The sequence below is a fragment of the Corynebacterium sp. A21 genome, from assembly GCF_052266655.1.
Taxonomy (GTDB): Bacteria; Actinomycetota; Actinomycetes; order Mycobacteriales; family Mycobacteriaceae; genus Corynebacterium.
In genome coordinates this window covers 628687-644219 of sequence record NZ_JBQPQY010000001.1, presented here as the reverse complement: position 1 = coordinate 644219, position 15533 = coordinate 628687, and the positions used below count along the sequence as shown (strand labels likewise).

15 protein-coding genes and 1 pseudogene are annotated in these 15533 nt (G+C 62.0%); 3 read left to right on the top strand and 13 right to left on the bottom strand.

The features are described from left to right. The first annotated feature begins 5 nt into the window (after window positions 1-5). Entirely contained in the window at window positions 6-503 is a 498-nt protein-coding gene (locus tag ACTU46_RS02890; protein WP_443378739.1) for a YbjN domain-containing protein, read from the top strand. Beyond that, window positions 493-975, top strand: a complete 483-nt coding sequence (locus ACTU46_RS02885; RefSeq protein ID WP_443378736.1) for a YbjN domain-containing protein — start codon at window positions 493-495, stop codon at window positions 973-975. Before ACTU46_RS02890 ends, ACTU46_RS02885 begins: the two co-directional genes overlap by 11 nt. Window positions 976-1432: 457 nt before the next feature. On the opposite strand, the gene ACTU46_RS02880 is transcribed toward ACTU46_RS02885, so the two are convergent. From ACTU46_RS02880 to ACTU46_RS02865, 4 genes and pseudogenes are all read right to left on the bottom strand, one after another. Continuing rightward, window positions 1433-2290 (bottom strand): PPK2 family polyphosphate kinase, encoded by an 858-nt coding sequence (locus tag ACTU46_RS02880; protein WP_443378733.1) that lies wholly within the window; start codon window positions 2288-2290, stop codon window positions 1433-1435. A 468-nt stretch (window positions 2291-2758) separates the two neighbouring features. Next, a pseudogene (gene nusB / locus ACTU46_RS02875) lies at window positions 2759-3301 on the bottom strand (transcription antitermination factor NusB); the annotation flags it as partial. A gap of 21 nt (window positions 3302-3322) precedes the next feature. After that, complete coding sequence (gene efp / locus ACTU46_RS02870) at window positions 3323-3886, bottom strand: elongation factor P (protein ID WP_443378731.1); 564 nt, start codon at window positions 3884-3886, stop codon at window positions 3323-3325. Window positions 3887-3941: 55 nt separating this feature from the next. After that, window positions 3942-5033 carry an aminopeptidase P family protein gene (locus ACTU46_RS02865; protein WP_443378729.1) on the bottom strand — a complete coding sequence of 364 codons (1092 nt, stop codon included), beginning with the start codon at window positions 5031-5033 and terminating at the stop codon, window positions 3942-3944. Window positions 5034-5311: 278 nt separating this feature from the next. Here ACTU46_RS02865 and ACTU46_RS02860 point away from each other — a divergent pair, with 278 nt between their 5' ends. Next, window positions 5312-5827, top strand: a complete 516-nt coding sequence (locus tag ACTU46_RS02860; protein WP_443378727.1) for a hypothetical protein — start codon at window positions 5312-5314, stop codon at window positions 5825-5827. Window positions 5828-5939: 112 nt separating this feature from the next. Here ACTU46_RS02860 and aroQ read toward each other — a convergent pair whose 3' ends face one another. The 9 genes from aroQ to alaS form a co-directional block, all read right to left on the bottom strand. Continuing rightward, a complete protein-coding gene (gene aroQ / locus ACTU46_RS02855; RefSeq protein ID WP_443378725.1) occupies window positions 5940-6374 on the bottom strand; it encodes a type II 3-dehydroquinate dehydratase in 435 nt (144 codons plus the stop codon). Between the two features lie 4 nt (window positions 6375-6378). Continuing rightward, complete coding sequence (aroB, locus tag ACTU46_RS02850; protein WP_443378723.1) at window positions 6379-7455, bottom strand: 3-dehydroquinate synthase; 1077 nt, start codon at window positions 7453-7455, stop codon at window positions 6379-6381. A gap of 84 nt (window positions 7456-7539) precedes the next feature. Further along, entirely contained in the window at window positions 7540-8097 is a 558-nt protein-coding gene (locus ACTU46_RS02845; RefSeq protein WP_443378721.1) for a shikimate kinase, read from the bottom strand. After that, window positions 8072-9298, bottom strand: a complete 1227-nt coding sequence (gene aroC, locus ACTU46_RS02840) for a chorismate synthase (RefSeq protein ID WP_443378719.1) — start codon at window positions 9296-9298, stop codon at window positions 8072-8074. The genes ACTU46_RS02845 and aroC overlap by 26 nt, the downstream gene beginning before the upstream one ends. Before the next feature lie 122 nt (window positions 9299-9420). Continuing rightward, window positions 9421-9885 carry a prepilin peptidase gene (locus ACTU46_RS02835; RefSeq protein WP_443378717.1) on the bottom strand — a complete coding sequence of 155 codons (465 nt, stop codon included), beginning with the start codon at window positions 9883-9885 and terminating at the stop codon, window positions 9421-9423. Window positions 9886-9895: 10 nt separating this feature from the next. Next, window positions 9896-10720 carry a shikimate dehydrogenase gene (locus ACTU46_RS02830; RefSeq protein WP_443378715.1) on the bottom strand — a complete coding sequence of 275 codons (825 nt, stop codon included), beginning with the start codon at window positions 10718-10720 and terminating at the stop codon, window positions 9896-9898. Next, on the bottom strand, window positions 10717-11919 hold the full coding sequence (gene mltG / locus ACTU46_RS02825; RefSeq protein ID WP_443378713.1) for an endolytic transglycosylase MltG: 1203 nt from the start codon (window positions 11917-11919) through the stop codon (window positions 10717-10719). Before mltG ends, ACTU46_RS02830 begins: the two co-directional genes overlap by 4 nt. Then, a complete protein-coding gene (ruvX, locus tag ACTU46_RS02820) occupies window positions 11916-12521 on the bottom strand; it encodes a Holliday junction resolvase RuvX (protein WP_443378711.1) in 606 nt (201 codons plus the stop codon). Before ruvX ends, mltG begins: the two co-directional genes overlap by 4 nt. A gap of 293 nt (window positions 12522-12814) precedes the next feature. Continuing rightward, on the bottom strand, window positions 12815-15484 hold the full coding sequence (gene alaS, locus ACTU46_RS02815; RefSeq protein ID WP_443378709.1) for an alanine--tRNA ligase: 2670 nt from the start codon (window positions 15482-15484) through the stop codon (window positions 12815-12817). Window positions 15485-15533 lie beyond the last annotated feature (49 nt).

The following is a 15533-nucleotide window of genomic DNA, read 5'->3' as shown; positions in this document are numbered from 1 at the left end:
CTGGCGTGACCACACCTGAACCGGAGAGAGAACCCGATACCCCCATTGCCGCGGTGACACCGCAGCGGGTGGCAGAAATCCTGGAGAACGAAAACCTCCAGTACCGACTTGAGGAAGCCCCCGGCCCCGATGGCGACACTCAGACGATTGTCCGAACCGGGTTCGTCAATGTGGCCATCTCCTTCGCAGTAGACAAAGATCACCTGATCTTTGACTCGATGTGGCGTGGCACCCCCACCCCCGAGATTGCTGCGAAGGTGGTGGCCGTGGTCAACGAGTGGAACCTCACTCAGTTCACCCCGACCCTGCGCTTCTTTGAATCCAAGTCCGGCACCCTGGTGCTGAGCGCTAGCCGCCAGGCTAACGCCACCGCCGGCATGAGCCGCAACCAGATCGGCGCATTCGTGATGTCGACCCTGGATGCTATCAACAACTGTGTCCAGTGGGTGGAAAACCAATTCCCGGAACTCGTGACATGGGAGGAGAAGCACGATGAGCACTAAGAAGCAGGGCCAGTCCCCACAGGATTTCAACGATCAGCCCCTGAGCACCGTCGACTTTCAACGAGTCGCCACCACCATGGAAGGCTTCGGCATTGAGCTCTACCCTGCGGAATCAGGGGATATGGGCACCGCCAACCTCAACGGCACCCCGGTGACCTTCGCGCTGCTGAGTTCCGTGCTCATTATCCGAGCGGATCTTCCCACCGAGGAAACCACCGCGGATGGCGATCCGACGCTTCATCTGGCCTGCAACCAGGTCAACAGCCATACCTTCGCCGCCAAAGCCGCCGTCGTGGACCGCGGGGAAAAGCTCATCCTGCGCAGCGAGCATGATATTCTCATCGCCGCTGGTATGACAGATGCGCAGCTTCGCGATAACCTGCAGGAATCCGTGGATGCGGTGCTCGCCGCACAGACCGCGGTGCAGCAGGCCGCCGCTGGCATCCGCAGTGCTGCCCCCGCCGAAGACTGACGCAACAGCTTCGCTTTTCGACGCCGCCCCCAGCTGAAGGCCCCGCCCGTTTGGGCGGGTGTGGCTTCCGATTTCAGGGGCGGTGTCTGATGCTGAGTATCTACGGAACACCTTGATCCTTAAGTCAAGGAGAAGCCGATCCCTGTCCTGGTCAATCGATAGGGGATTCCAGATTTCACTTCCCCTGTTGCTGGATATCACACGATTCCCCGAAGTGTTCCACCCATAGAAATGGCCCATGATAAGACCGCTCCTGCAATAATGGTTGGATGCCTTACTCCAGCTAACATGGCTCGCACTCCATGATGCTGTTACCGATAGGAATTTCTGCGATGTAGGAGCCCCGCTCTTCCGCCGCAACAACCTGACCTGCGCGCGTTGACTCCCGGGGACATCACTCGCCCACTTTGCAACCAGACTGGCAGAGAGGGCTCCTTTTCAGGCTTTCCTACAGTCCCTATATTTGGACCGCCGCCAACCGCTGCTTCTCCACTTCAGGATCAAAATGGTTCTCCGGCCAGCTCAGATTCATGGAGCGCATTGCATCAAGCACCAGGTATTTCACCACCATGCGGGCATAGTCCTTGTTATCGCCAGGCACGCAGAACCAGGGTGCGTAGGCCGTGGAAGTCCTGGTCATGGCTATTTGGAAGGCCTCTTGGTAGGCATCCCAGTTCTGGCGGTCATCGATATCGCCCGGATTGTACTTCCAGAACTTCTCCGGATCCTCCAGCCGCGCCAGCAGATTCTCGGCCTGGAACTCCGGCGAGATATGCAACATCACCTTGATGATGCGAGTGCCACGCTGTGCCAACTCCCACTCGAAGTCAGTGATCGCCCCATAGCGGCGATCAATCTCATCCGGCGAGCTGAGTTGATATACCCGATGAACCAGCACGTCCTCGTAGTGGGAGCGGTCCCAGACCGCAATCTCTCCGGTCTCCGGCACATGTGGCCTGATCCGCCAAAGAAAATCATGTGCCAGCTCCTCCTCCGTGGGCTTAGAGAAGGCCGTTACCTTCAGACCGAAAGGTGGGAAGAGACCGAATACCTGGCGGACCACCCCACCCTTTCCTGAGGTATCCATGCCCTGCAGCACCACCAGCAGTGAACCGGTACCCGGGGTTCCTGCTCGCCAATTGGCCCAGAGCATCTTCTGCAGCCTCAGTAGTTCTTCATCGGGTTCCTCAAAGGCTGCATCGAGGTCTTTGCCTTTGCCCTTGAATCCTGGGGTGGAATCCGGTGAGACCTCCCGCAGGTCAAACTTGGGGCCGACGATGGTGCGATGCGCATCTTTTATGCTGAATTCGGACATGTCTCCATGTTAGAGGTGTCACACCTACCGTCGTGGTGGTTTCAGCTTGGCAAACTCCGGGGAAGCTCAGGGAACGCCAAAACCGCTGTACCCCCAAACACCAGGTCGTGGAGTTAGGGGTACAGCGGCGGGTTACAGCCTCGAGAAGTGCAGCTAGTTGCTGGTTTCATCCTCAGATTCAGCAGCTTTCACAGCGGCAGGCTCGAGATCAGCGGTCTCAGACTTAACCTCGGTAGCTTCAGCCGGTGCTCCAGCTTCAGCCGGAACCTCAGCAGCTTCGACCTCAGCCGAAGGCGTTGAATCGACCTCGGTGGTGGTGGGAGCAGACTCCGGGGACACCTCGGTCTCGGCATCTGCCGAGATCTCAGCGGTCTCAGACTTAATCTCGGTAGCTTCAGCCTCAGCAGCTTCAACCTCAACCGAGTCCTCAACCGAGGATTCCGCGTCAGTCTGGGACTCAGCCGGTGCTTCAGCCTCAGTTTCAACCTCAGCTGAAACCGGAGCTTCAGCCGATGCTTCTGCCGGAGCCTCAGCGGCGGCGGTAGGTGCGAATTCCGCGCGCAGCTCATCAACGACATCCACGATGTCATCGAGGACAGCATGAATGTAGGGGGCGGCAGCGTCGTTGGAGTACTCGCTGGCCATCTCCACACCTTCAACCAGTGCCGTCTTTACCGGAACATCGGGGTTGAAGAGCATCTCCCAGGTGGCCACGCGCATGATAGCGCGGTCCACCGCCGGAATGCGGTGCAGTTCCCACTCCGAAGAGAGGTACTTCTCCACGGTGTCGTCGATCCGATCGAGCTCGGTGGCGGCTCCCGCCACGATCGTCCGGGTGTACTCGGCAACGGGTGGCACGCCGTTATCGCGGTTTGCAGAAAGCTTGATGCGGTCCTCGACGATGTCCACGGGATCAAGGTCCCGGGCTTCTGCCTCGAAGAGGATGTCCACGGCGCGACGGCGGGCGCGGTAGCGCGCACCATGTCGGCGGTAGTTCTTGGGATCACTCACGGAAATGTCTCTACCGCCGAATTAGTTGTTCACGCGGGAAAGGTATTCACCGGAGCGGGTGTCAACCTTGAGGACATTGCCGGTCTCAATGAACAGCGGGACCTGAATCTCAGCGCCGGTCTCGAGGGTTGCGGGCTTGGTGCCACCGGTGGAGCGGTCACCTTGCAGACCCGGATCGGTGTGCTCGACCTTGAGGTCGACAGAGAGCGGGAGCTCACCGAAGAGGGCTTCGCCCTCGTGGAAAGAAACCTGGACCCGCATGTTCTCCAGCAGGAATCCGCCGGCGTCGCCGAAGGCATCGAGCGAGAGCTCAAACTGCTCGAAGTTCTCATCATCCATGAGGACGAAGGAAGAACCGTCGTTGTACAGGTAAGTCATATCGCGACGGTCAACAGTCGCGGTCTCAACCTTGACACCGGCGTTGAAGGTCTTGTCAAGGGTCTTGCCTGCAAGAATATCCTTGAGCTTGGTGCGCACGAATGCGGGGCCCTTGCCCGGCTTAACGTGCTGGAACTCGATGATCTGCTGCAGCTTGCCATCGATCTTGAGTACAAGACCGTTCTTGAAATCGGCTGTGGTCGCCACTGAGGTGTCTCCCTTTGCGCTTGGTTGATGACCTGGTGTGAATAGCTTACATATCCTACATCACGTGTAGTTCCTTATTAATATCGGTGATGATCTCCGGCATTCCCTGGGTAATGATCAGGGTGTCCTCGATCCGGACACCGCCCTTGCCGGGAACGTAGATTCCGGGTTCGATGGTCAGTGTCATGCCCTCCGCAAGCACCCCGGAACTGGACTGCGAGGCACCCGGCGCTTCATGCACCTCCAGGCCGATCCCATGACCGGTGGAATGCACGAAGTACTCGCCGTAGCCCGATTCGATGATGACATCGCGGCAGGCTTTATCCACGTCGACCAGGGCGGTGCCAGGCTTAGCGGCCTCGATACCGGCCAGCTGGGCACGCAGCACAATCTCGTAGATCTCGCGGGAGAATTCATCGGCCTCCCCCATCACCAGGGTGCGGGTCATGTCAGAGTTGAAGCCTCGGTCGTGGGCACCGAAGTCGATGGTGACCAGATCACCGTTCTCGAGGATGCGGTCGCCGGCACCGTGATGCGGCTTAGCGGAGTTCGGGCCTGAAGCGACGATGGTATCGAAGGAAGGCCGCTCCGCCCCACCCAGGCGCATCCGGTATTCCAGGTCCGCGGCAACTTCACGCTCGGTGCGGCCGATAGCCAGTTCTCCGGCTGCGATCATGTCTTTGAAGGCCGTTGCCGCGATCTCGGCGGCGCTGCGCAGCCGGTCCTTCTCCAGACTGTCCTTAGTCAGACGGATCTCCTCGATGACCCCGCTGACCGGAACCAGCTGCACGTCCTCGCCGGTGGCTTCCTTAAGGGATTCCAATTGCGCGACGGTGACATAGCCCGCCTCAAAACCAACGCGACGCGGACCCTCGGCTTTGCCCAGTAGGGCTTCAGCGCAAGGGCGGGCGATCAGCGCCTCGATATCGGGGACTTCTTCGGCGATCTGGGTGATGTAGCGGCCGTCGGTGGCGATCTGGGCGCTGAGATCCTTGGACAGCAGGAGCGCTGCGTTGGATCCGGAGAAACCGGAGAGATAGCGGACATGAATCAGGTTGGTCACCAGCATCATGTCAATGCGTTGCCCGGCGAGCTTGGCTGCCAGAGCGCGGCGGCGGGTGGCGAAACGGGTGTCCGCGAGAGCCATTGGACCTTAACCTCCACGTAGATCGGTCGCAGGCACGGATTCCCCGGGAATCGGGCGAAACCAGCACCGAGCGACGTATGTTCCAACTGTTCAACCCACCTTATCCCGTGGCTGCTGAAAAGGGGGCCGGAATCACCGGACAGGCTGGTAGTTTCCCTGCCGGAAAAGATGCTTCTCGACGCCGCGCCAGACCGAGCCATGGTGCCACCCGAGGTGGCCGGGTCCAGGGATATATATGCTGCAAGTATTGTTCGGAAACCCTAGGAGATGAAAACCCGGTGGGAACCCATGAAGAGGAAATCAGGAACTGCCTGATCCGGAATTTTCCGGTGTGGGCGAGCGCTGCGGCAGATGAATCCACTGTCCGGTTGGGAGAGGTCATCAGGTTTTCAGAGGATCTCTTCTTCTTTCCGGACTGCACCATCCCGATCGGCGATGACATCTACCTCGGCAATGAAAAGCTCAGTGAGATCACCGTTCCACTGTTCATCGACCGGGGCTCGGTCATCGATGATCTGCTCCGTCATGAGCCTGGTTCCTTCGCCCGCCCGGGTACTCACGAGGTGGTGAGCTTCCCACCCAGTTGGCGGGAAGCGAGTACCGCGGACGCCTTGGATTGCCTATGGCATGCCTTGGACGGGTGGCTCGTGTTCTTCAGTAACGGGGCAGAATTTGAGACGGCCATGCGCAGCAGCTACCACGAGGACTCCCCGCATGCTTTTTGGTTCAGCTGCTATTTCTCGGACTTCTCCACCCGGATTGAGTTGCGGTTCCGCTCCACAGGTTTTCTCTGACGCTGGGGTCGATCAGGCAACTCAGCAAACCGGTTCGAAACTGAACGATTGAGGGAGGGATGCGGGCCCCACGGCCGCTATCCCTCCCTGATCACCGGTACCTGAGTTCCCGCTAACCCTGAGCGGCGAAGTAATCCAGCGCCATCCGGTAGCCTTGCACGCCGAGTCCGGCGATCACGCCCTTCGCAATCGGCGAGAGGTAACTGTGCTGACGGAAGGGTTCACGGGCGTGCACATTCGAAATGTGGACCTCCACGAATCCGAGTCCGTCTGAAACCTCTGCCAGCGCATCCCGCAGGGCCACGGAGGTGTGGGTGAATCCACCAGGGTTGATGATCACGGCCCAACCGTTGTCTGCGGCTTCATGAGCCCAGTTCAGCAGGTCAGATTCAGCATTGGACTGGCGGCACTCCACTGCCAACCCCAGACCAGTGGCGTACTCGGCGATCATCGTCTCAACATCGGCGAGACTCGTGGAACCGTAGATGTGCGGCTGTCGTTTACCCAACCGATTGAGGTTGGGGCCGTTGATGACGAGTACCTTCATGTGTTCAAGCTCCTTCACTGATTCGTCGGTAGGCTTCCTGTAGCTGCGACAGCTCGGGGCCTTCTAAGCGGGTGGTCTCCCCGACCGCAGTTAATGCCACGAAGCGGATGTTACCGTCACGGTTCTTCTTGTCGCGGGTCATGCCCTGGTAAAGGTCATCGAAGACCCCGGCTTCATAGGTGGTGGGCAGCCCCACCGAGCTGAGGATCGCGCGGTGGCGGGTGACCAGCTCGGCGTCGATAAGCCCGTTGATTTCGGCGAGCTCGGCGATGAACATCAGGCCCACCGCCACCGCCTTACCGTGGCGCCACTGGTAGCGTTCCCGCAGTTCCACCGCGTGGCCGAAGGTGTGACCGTAGTTGAGGGTCTCACGCAGCCCGGACTCCTTGAGGTCCTGGCCGACCACGGCGGCCTTGACCTGGACGGAACGGGCGATCAGTTCCGGTAGGAAGCCCGCCGGATCCAGGGCTGCGGCCGGATCGGTCTCATAGCGTTCCAGGATCACGGGGTCCGCGATGAAACCGGTTTTGATGATTTCCGCGGAGCCCGCCACGATCTCATCGGCGGGCAGGGTGTCCAGACGATCGAGGTCGATGAAGACGCTGTCGGGCTCGTGGAAGGCTCCCACCAGGTTCTTTCCCGCGGCGGTGTTAATCCCGGTCTTGCCGCCCACTGCGGCGTCAACCATGGCCAAGAGTGTGGTGGGTACCTGAATGATCTTGACTCCGCGCATCCAGGCGGCGGCCACGAAACCGGCCAGGTCGGTGGCGGCCCCGCCACCGAATCCGATGACCACGTCACGACGGCCGAAGGCGACCTGTCCCAGGGCGTCCCAGCACTGACCGGCAACCTCAAGGCCCTTGCCAGCCTCAGCATCGGGCACCAGGATCGGCACCACCTGGAAACCGCGCTCACCGAGCACCCGGGTCAGTTCCCGTACCGGCTCAACCAGCGAAGGCTGATGGATGATCGCCACTTGGGCGGCACCCGTGGCAAGGGCACGGTCGGCGATCGCGGAGTTGAGTCCACGGTCGATGTGCACCTGATAGGGATTGGGGCCGTTGACGTCGATGATGGTCATGGCGGGGTGGGTCCTCCTGCAGGGATTGATTCGGCACGCCCTAAGGATCGGGAAACCGTTATAGGGCAGTTGCTCAAGCTTAGGTCAGGCCAGGGTGTCCAGGTGGCTGAGCACGTCGGCGACCACCTGTTGCGGGGTACGTCGGTCGGTGCGGACCCGGAAGCCCGCAACCTCGTGATAGAGCGGCATGCGGCTCTCCAGCAGATTCCGGTAGTGCTCATAGGGGTTGGCTGCCGCCAGCACCGGGCGGGTGGCGTCAGAGGAGGTACGGAGATAGCCCTCCGAGGCGGAGACATCGATCCAGACCACGTCATGCTCAGCGAGCAGTTCGCGGGTGGAGGTAGTCAGTACCGCGCCACCACCGAGGCTGACCACCCCGGCGGTCTTCAACGCCTCAGCAACATGTTCCGCCTCAAGTTCCCGGAAAGCAGGCTCACCCAGCGCTGCGAAGGTTTCGCCGCAGGTGCGGCCGGTAGCTTCTTCGATGAGCTCATCGGAATCCACCAGCGGAAGATTCAGCGCCCGGGAAAGCCGCCGGGCGATGGTCGACTTTCCGGCACCGGGCGGGCCCACCAGGACCACCCGCGGGCGCGGGCGCGGGGATGAACCGGTCACCTCAGGAATCACTTTCCCCAGGGGCATCAAAGTCCAGTCGAGCATTGATGTGGCTGAGGTAGCCCTCGATGTTGCGGCGGGTCTCGGTGAGGGAATCACCACCGAACTTGCTCAGCACGGCCCGAGCGAGAACCAGGGCGACCATGGCCTCAGCGACGACACCCGCAGCCGGAACGGCGCAGACATCGGAACGCTGGTGGATGCCGGTGGCGGTGGAGCCATCAGCCATGTCAACGGTCTTCAGCGCGCGCGGCACGGTGGAGATCGGTTTCATGGCGGCGCGGACCCGCAGGGTCTGGCCATTGGTCATGCCGCCCTCCAGCCCGCCCGCCCGGTTGCTGAGTCGGTCGACCCCGTGCTCGGTGCGGACCATCTCATCGTGGGCCTCGGAGCCGCGGCGGCGGGCTTCCTCGAAGCCGTCACCAACCTCCACTCCCTTGATGGCCTGGATGCCCATCAGGGCGCCAGCCAACTGGGCATCGAGCCGGTCCTCACCGGAAACGTGGGAACCCAGGCCGATCGGCAGCCCCTCAACCACGACCTCGACGATGCCACCGAGAGTGTCACCGGCCTTCTTGGCGGCATCAATCTCCGCGATCATGGATGCTTCCGCATCCGGTGAGAAGGCGCGCACCGGGGACTCGTCGATCTTCGGCAGATCAGCGAAACCAGGGGTTTCGCCGGTGTAGGGCTCGGAGCGGCCGATGGAGACGACATGGGAGAGCACCTCGACGCCGAGGGCCTCCCGGAGGAAGCTGCGAGCAATGGTCGCAGCCGCCACACGGGCGGCGGTCTCTCGGGCGGAGGAACGTTCCAGCACCGGCCGGGCCTCATCAAAATCATATTTGAGCATGCCCGCGAAGTCAGCGTGCCCCGGGCGCGGCCGGGTGAGCTTGACACCACGGCCGGAACTCATCTCCTTGGCCACCTCGGGATCCTCAAGATCGACCGGCTCGGCCGACATGATGGTGGTCCATTTGGGCCACTCGGTATTCCCGATCATGATGGCGATTGGTCCGCCCAGCGTCTCGCCGTGGCGGATACCGGTGAGCAATGAGAGCTCATCGGCCTCAAACTTCATCCGGGCGCCACGGCCGTAGCCGAGACGACGGCGCGAAAGCTGGGCCGAAATCTCCTCACGGGAGACCGGCACCCCCGCTGGCATGTGTTCCATCATGGCGATCAACGCCTGACCGTGAGATTCCCCTGCAGTAGTCCATCGAAGCATGTTCGCATTATCTCATGGCGACCGGACACCGCCGGCGTAGACTCCCCTTAAGCAGCAACTAAGTCACCTCAGCAGCTCTGCGGGGTACCGGGTGACACCCCCGGAGCGCACCCCTGGAGTCTTCAGGACACCATGCCGAGCACCGCGGCACACAGCATCGCCGGCCCATAGGGCAGGGAGGGGCGCCGGGTCACCAGCATGATCGCCAACGCAATCACCGACGCCCCCATCATGACCCAGGGCAGCACCGCAAAACCGGAAGCCAGCACCACCAGGGTCCCCAGCGATGCCGCCAACTTGATGTCTCCCCCGCCGACCCCACCCAGAAATATGCCGATCAGCAAGAGGAAACCTCCCCAGGCCGCCCCTGCCAGAATTGCCCAGGGATTGAGCAGCACGGCCAGCCCCGAGGCCACGGCGACGGCAGGTAACGTCAATCGGTCCGGAAGCCGCCGATCCCGGAGATCCCGGTGACACAGCATCACGGCCCAACTCACAAACAACAACCAGAACGCGCCCATCGACGCTGCCGCGGTGTCGATAAGCGCGCCCTGAAAAAGTGCCGCCCCCGCGGCTTCCCCGATCATAGGGCTGAGATTAGCGCAGCGACTCCTGCAGCGCCTGCCACATCGCCTCGCGGGGGGCGGGCTGCCCGGTGAACTGTTCGAACTGGCCATAGGCCTGGTGTGCGAGCATCACGTGACCGCCGACAGTGCGGTGACCGTTCGCTGCTGCCTGAACGGTCAGCGGGGTCGGCCAAGGCTCGTAGCTGACATCGAAGATCGGGGCGTGCGCCAGCTGGCGCTCCATTCCGGACAACACCCCGGCCGGCAAGGTGGACACGATCAGATCCGCGCCGACAGCGATCTCCTTGAGATCCCCACTGAAATCAGCCATCTCGAACTGCGCACCCCGGATCGTGGCCAGCGGTGCCAGCTCCGCACTCTTGTCCGAACGATTGAGCACCGTGAGCTTCTCGACGCCCGCGGCAGCCAAGGTCCACAGTGCCGGGCGAGCGGTCCCGCCCCCACCGAGCACCAGGGCATGCGCCCCCTCGAGGGAAGCACTACCGAGCAGTTCAGCGAGGGCGCCGGCAATGCCATCGCAGTCGGTGTTATCCGCCCGCCAGCCCGAATCCGTGCGGACCAGGGTGTTGGCGGAACCGATCTCGGCTGCCCGGTCGGTGACCTCATCGGCAAACTCCAGGGCCGCGAATTTCGCGGGCATGGTCACCGAAAAACCGGCGTAGCTTTCATCTGCCTTAGCCACCAGCTCCGGTAGCTGCTCCGCTGTGCACTCGAAACGGCCGTACTCCCAATCCCCGAGACCAAGCTCGCGGTAACCCGCATTGTGCAGCAGCGGGGAACGGGAATGGTCGATGGGGAAACCCAGCACCGCCGCGCGATACCTGATCTCACTCATCGCTGACTGTCCAATACCCCGGAGTTCAGGGCCTGCTCGGTATCGCGCAGGTGGTCCTCATAGGTGTCATTGAACACCGTGGTGCCATCCTGGCTGATGGTGACGAAGAAGAGCCAGTTACCCTCAGCCGGGTTCTCCATCGCACTGATCGCCTCCATGGAAGCCGCGGCGATCGGGGTATCCGGCAGGCCGTCCTTGGCGTAGGTGTTCCACGGGGTGACCTGGGCCCGATCCTCATCGGTGGTGGCCACCTCGACCTCCACCAGGCCGTAGTTGACGGTGGAGTCGAACTCCAGGCGCATCGGCTCCGCCAGGCGGTTCAGGATCACCCGGGAAACCTTGTCGAACTCCCCGGCCGGGGCTTCCCGCTCGACCAATGAAGCTGCGGTGAGCAGCTCATAGGGGGTCAGCCCCAGCGCCTGCGCGCGGCCGACAATCCCGGACTCGTTGTATTGGCTGGTGGAACGGGTGAGCAGATCGGTGAGAACCTCTTCGGCGGAAAGCTCCGGATTGATCACGTACTGACCGGGAACGATCAGACCTTCCAATCGCTTGGGATCGTTGCCGCGGGCCTTGACGGCGTCCAACGCCCACTCCGGGACACCCAGCTGCTCCGGCGGGGTATTCGCCGCAACGTCCTGCAGCTCCTCTGGGGTGATGCTCGGGCTCCCCTGCGCCACCGCGGTAAGTGCGGAAATCTGGGAGTAGACACCCGGGCGGGTGGCACCACCGATGACATTGACATCCATCAGGGTGGCGCCGCCGTGGATATCGAGCGGCTCATTGCGGCTTTCCGGGGCCAGCAGAGCCTCGACTGCCTCGACCGCACTCATCTGACCCTGCAGCCGGTAGAAACCGGGCTGCACACTGGCGGCATCCGGGTTCGAGGCGGCTGCGGTCTGGAAGGCAGCATCGCTCTTGACGATGTCACGCTCCTCCAGCTCCGGGCCCAGCGCCGAGAGTGAGGACCCCTCGGGGATCTCCACCAACTGCACCTCACCATTGCCGGTGCCCTCATAGTCCAGGGAGGTGGCGGAGTCGCTGCCTTCGCCGCTGGACACCCGGACACCGATGTAGATCACTCCCCCGATGATCAATACCAGGGCAGCGATGAACACCGACAGACCCCGCTGCCGTCGTTTGATGTACTTCTTCTCCATCCGCCGTCCGTTGGCCGCACGCTTCGGGTTCTGGGTCATAGCGTTCCATTCTCATTTTCAGTCACGGACTTTTCAGTCACGGACTCATGTGTGGCTGGTGCGTTCTGGGGTTGTGCAGCCTCGGATTCCAGGGCCCGGGTCAGGTAGTTGCTCCGGGCATCCAGCCAGGTCTGCAGGATCTCCACGGCAGCGGCCTGGTCGATGAACTTCCGGCCAGCCTGCTCATTGACTCCGGAGTCGCGCATTGCCCGGGCCGCCACGACCGTGGTCAGCCGTTCATCCCCGAGACGCACCACAACCGGTGCCGCGCCGTTCTCCGGATCCCGGAGACGCCGCTTCAGGCGAAAAGCAATCTCCTTGGCATGCTTGACGCTGCTGGAACCATCACCCTTGAGATCAAGGGGAAGCCCCACGATCACCTCCACTGCCCGGTAGTCCCCGATCAGTTCGATGAGCCGGTCAATATCGGCTCCGTCACGGCCCTTGAAGCCGGTCACCCGTGGCACGGTCTCCACCGGAGTGGCTAGTTTCGCATCACGGTCTGAGGAAGCGACCCCGATGCGGACAGTACCGACATCGATGCCCATCCTTCGTCCGGATCCTGGATCGTCAATGCCCGGAGTGTCAGGGGTGACCTTCATCTGGTAACCGCCGCCTTTCGGTTTCGGTGTGGGGACACGGCGTGAGGCTGATCACGCAGGTGCTGCTCTAATGTAACGGTTTCGCATCGTCTATGGCGGCATTTCGGGTGTGTGTCACTTAACGGGTATTCACACCCAATCTTCACCATCAGTTCAAAATCCCGGTTTTCGCTGCTAGGAGCACTTTCCGCTGGGATCTCCTGCTGAGGATCTGCAGCCGGGGAAATTCTGCGCGAATGATCCCCAGACATGAAGACACCACCCCGAGAATCATCGGAGTGGTGTCAATGGGGTCAGAGCTGGCCGAGCTCGGTCTTGAGCGCCTCGAAACCGGCGCTGAAGCCGGCGGCGTCGTTACCCGAGCCCTGAGCCATGTCAGGCTTTCCGCCGCCCCGGCCGTCGACGTAGCCGCCGAGCAGTTTAACCAGGTCGCCGGACTTCACGCCACGGGCGATGGCGGCCTTGGTGGCACCGACAATGAAAGGAGCCTTAGCCTTCCCATCCTCAGAGCCCAGGACAACGATGCCCGCACGCTCGCTGAGACGGCCGCGCAGGTCGGTGGCCACGGTCCGCAGATCACCGGCGTCGGTGCCCTTGGGCAGCTGCACCGTCAGGATGGTGAAGCCATTGATCTCTACGGCCTGTTCCAGCAACTTGCCGGTGTTTGCCGCCAACTGGGCCTTGTGAAGGTTCTCGATCTCCTTCTCAGCGGCCTTGAGCTTGTCGGTGAGCTGACGGATACGCTCCGGCAGATCCACCGTCGGGGTCTTCAGCGAGCTGGCCAGGCCATTGGCCAGGGCGGCTTCCTTGGACAGGTACTGGAAGGAATCCAGGCCCGAATAAGCCTCAATGCGGCGCACTCCGGAGCCGACGGAGGATTCACCCAGGACCGACACCGGGCCGATCTGGGAGGAATGGCTGACGTGGGTGCCACCACAGAGCTCGATGGAGAAGGGCCCACCGATCTCGACGACGCGGACCTCATCGCCGTAGTTTTCGGAGAACAGGGCCATGGCGCCCATCTTCTTGGCCTCCGCCAGGGAGGTCTCGACGGTGTTGACGGCCCAGTCGGTATCCACCGCCTGGTTGGCGATCAATTCGATCTGTGCCATCTGTTCGTTGCTCAGACCAGCGGTGTAGTTGAAGTCGAAGCGCAGGTAGCCGGGCCGGTTCAGGGAACCGGCCTGGATGGCGGTGGGGCCGAGAACCTGACGCAGCGCCCCGTGGATCAGGTGCGTGGCAGTGTGTGCCTGCCGGGCACCGTGACGCCACTTTTCATCGACGTTGACGGAGACCGCAGACCCCAGATCCAGGCCGCCGGAAGCGACGGTGGCCTTGTGGATCCAGAGCTTCTTACCGATCTTCTGCACATCGTGGATGTTGAGCAGGGTGTCGCCGGCGATGAGCTGGCCACGGTCACCGAGCTGGCCACCGGACTCGGCGTACATCGGGGTGTGGTCGAGGATGACCTCGACCTCCTCACCTGCGGTGGCCTCGTTGACGGCCACCCCATCACGGACCAGGCCCAGGACCCGGGACTCGGAGTGAAGCTCCTCATAGCCGGTGAACTCGGTCGGATTCCCATCAACCCACTGTCGGTAGACGCTCAGGTCGGCGTGGCCATGCTTCTTGGCCTGGCTGTCTGCCTTGGCCCGGGCCTTCTGCTCTGACATCAAGGATTCGAAGCCCTCAATGTCGACCACCAGGCCGGACTCGGCGGCCATCTCCAGCGTCAGGTCGATCGGGAAGCCGTAAGTATCGTGCAGGGCGAAAGCCTGCTCGCCGTTGACGGTGGTGGAGCCGGACTTCTTGACCCCTTCGGCGGTCTGCTCGAAGAGCTGGGTACCGGACTCCAGGGTGCGCAGGAAGGCCTTCTCCTCGTTGACGGCAACGTTGAGGATGCGCTCACGGTTGTCGGCGATCTCCGGGAAGGAAGCGGTCATGGTGTCCATGATGGTGTTCATGAACTGGGTCATGGTCTCGCCGGTGGAGCCCAGCAGACGAGCAGAGCGGATGATACGGCGCAGCAGGCGACGCAGAATATAGCCGCGTCCCTCGTTGCCCGGGGTCACCCCATCGAGGATGAGCATCATGCCGGTGCGGGAGTGGTCCGCGATTACCCGGAAGCGGATATCAGACTGGTTGTCCCTGCCATACGTGGATCCGGTGATCTTCTCCGCGACATCAATGACCGGGCGCAGGAGGTCGGTCTCGTAGACGTTCTCCACGCCCTGCAGGATGCAGGCGACGCGCTCGACACCCATACCGGTGTCGATGTTTTTCTTGGGCAGCTCGCCGAGAATCTCGAAATTGTCCTTGCCGATGCCCTCGCCGCGCTCGAACTCCATGAAGACCAGGTTCCAGATCTCCAGGTAGCGGTTGTCATCGACGGCGGGGCCACCTTCCTGGCCGTATTCCGGACCGCGGTCGTAGTAGATCTCGGAGCAGGGGCCGCAGGGGCCGGGCACACCCATGGACCAGTAGTTGTCGGCCATGCCCAGGCGCTGGATACGCTCGACGGGAACGCCGATCTTCTCCTCCCAGATCTTGGCGGCCTCATCATCGTCGAGGTAGACGGTGACCCAGAGCCGCTCCGGATCAATGCCGTAGCCGCCCGCCGTCAGCGGGCTGGTCAGCAGGGTCCAGGCCTGGGTGATGGCACCTTCCTTGAAGTATTGACCGAAGGAGAAGTTGCCGGCCATCTGGAAGAAGGTGTTGTGTCGGGTGGTGATGCCGACTTCCTCGATGTCCAGGGTGCGCACACACTTCTGGATGGAGGTGGCGGTGCCGTTCGCGAAAGGCGGATTCTGCTGCCCCAGGAAGTAGGGCTTGAAGGGAACCATGCCCGCGTTGACGAACAACAGGTTAGGGTCATCGAGAATCAGCGACGCGCTCGGGACCTCGGTGTGACCGGCATTAACGAAATGAGCGTTAAACCGCTCCCTGATCTCATGGGTCTGCACGACGTGCTCCTTGTTCCATTCGGTATGGCTAGCTATTTCGATCCGGGAA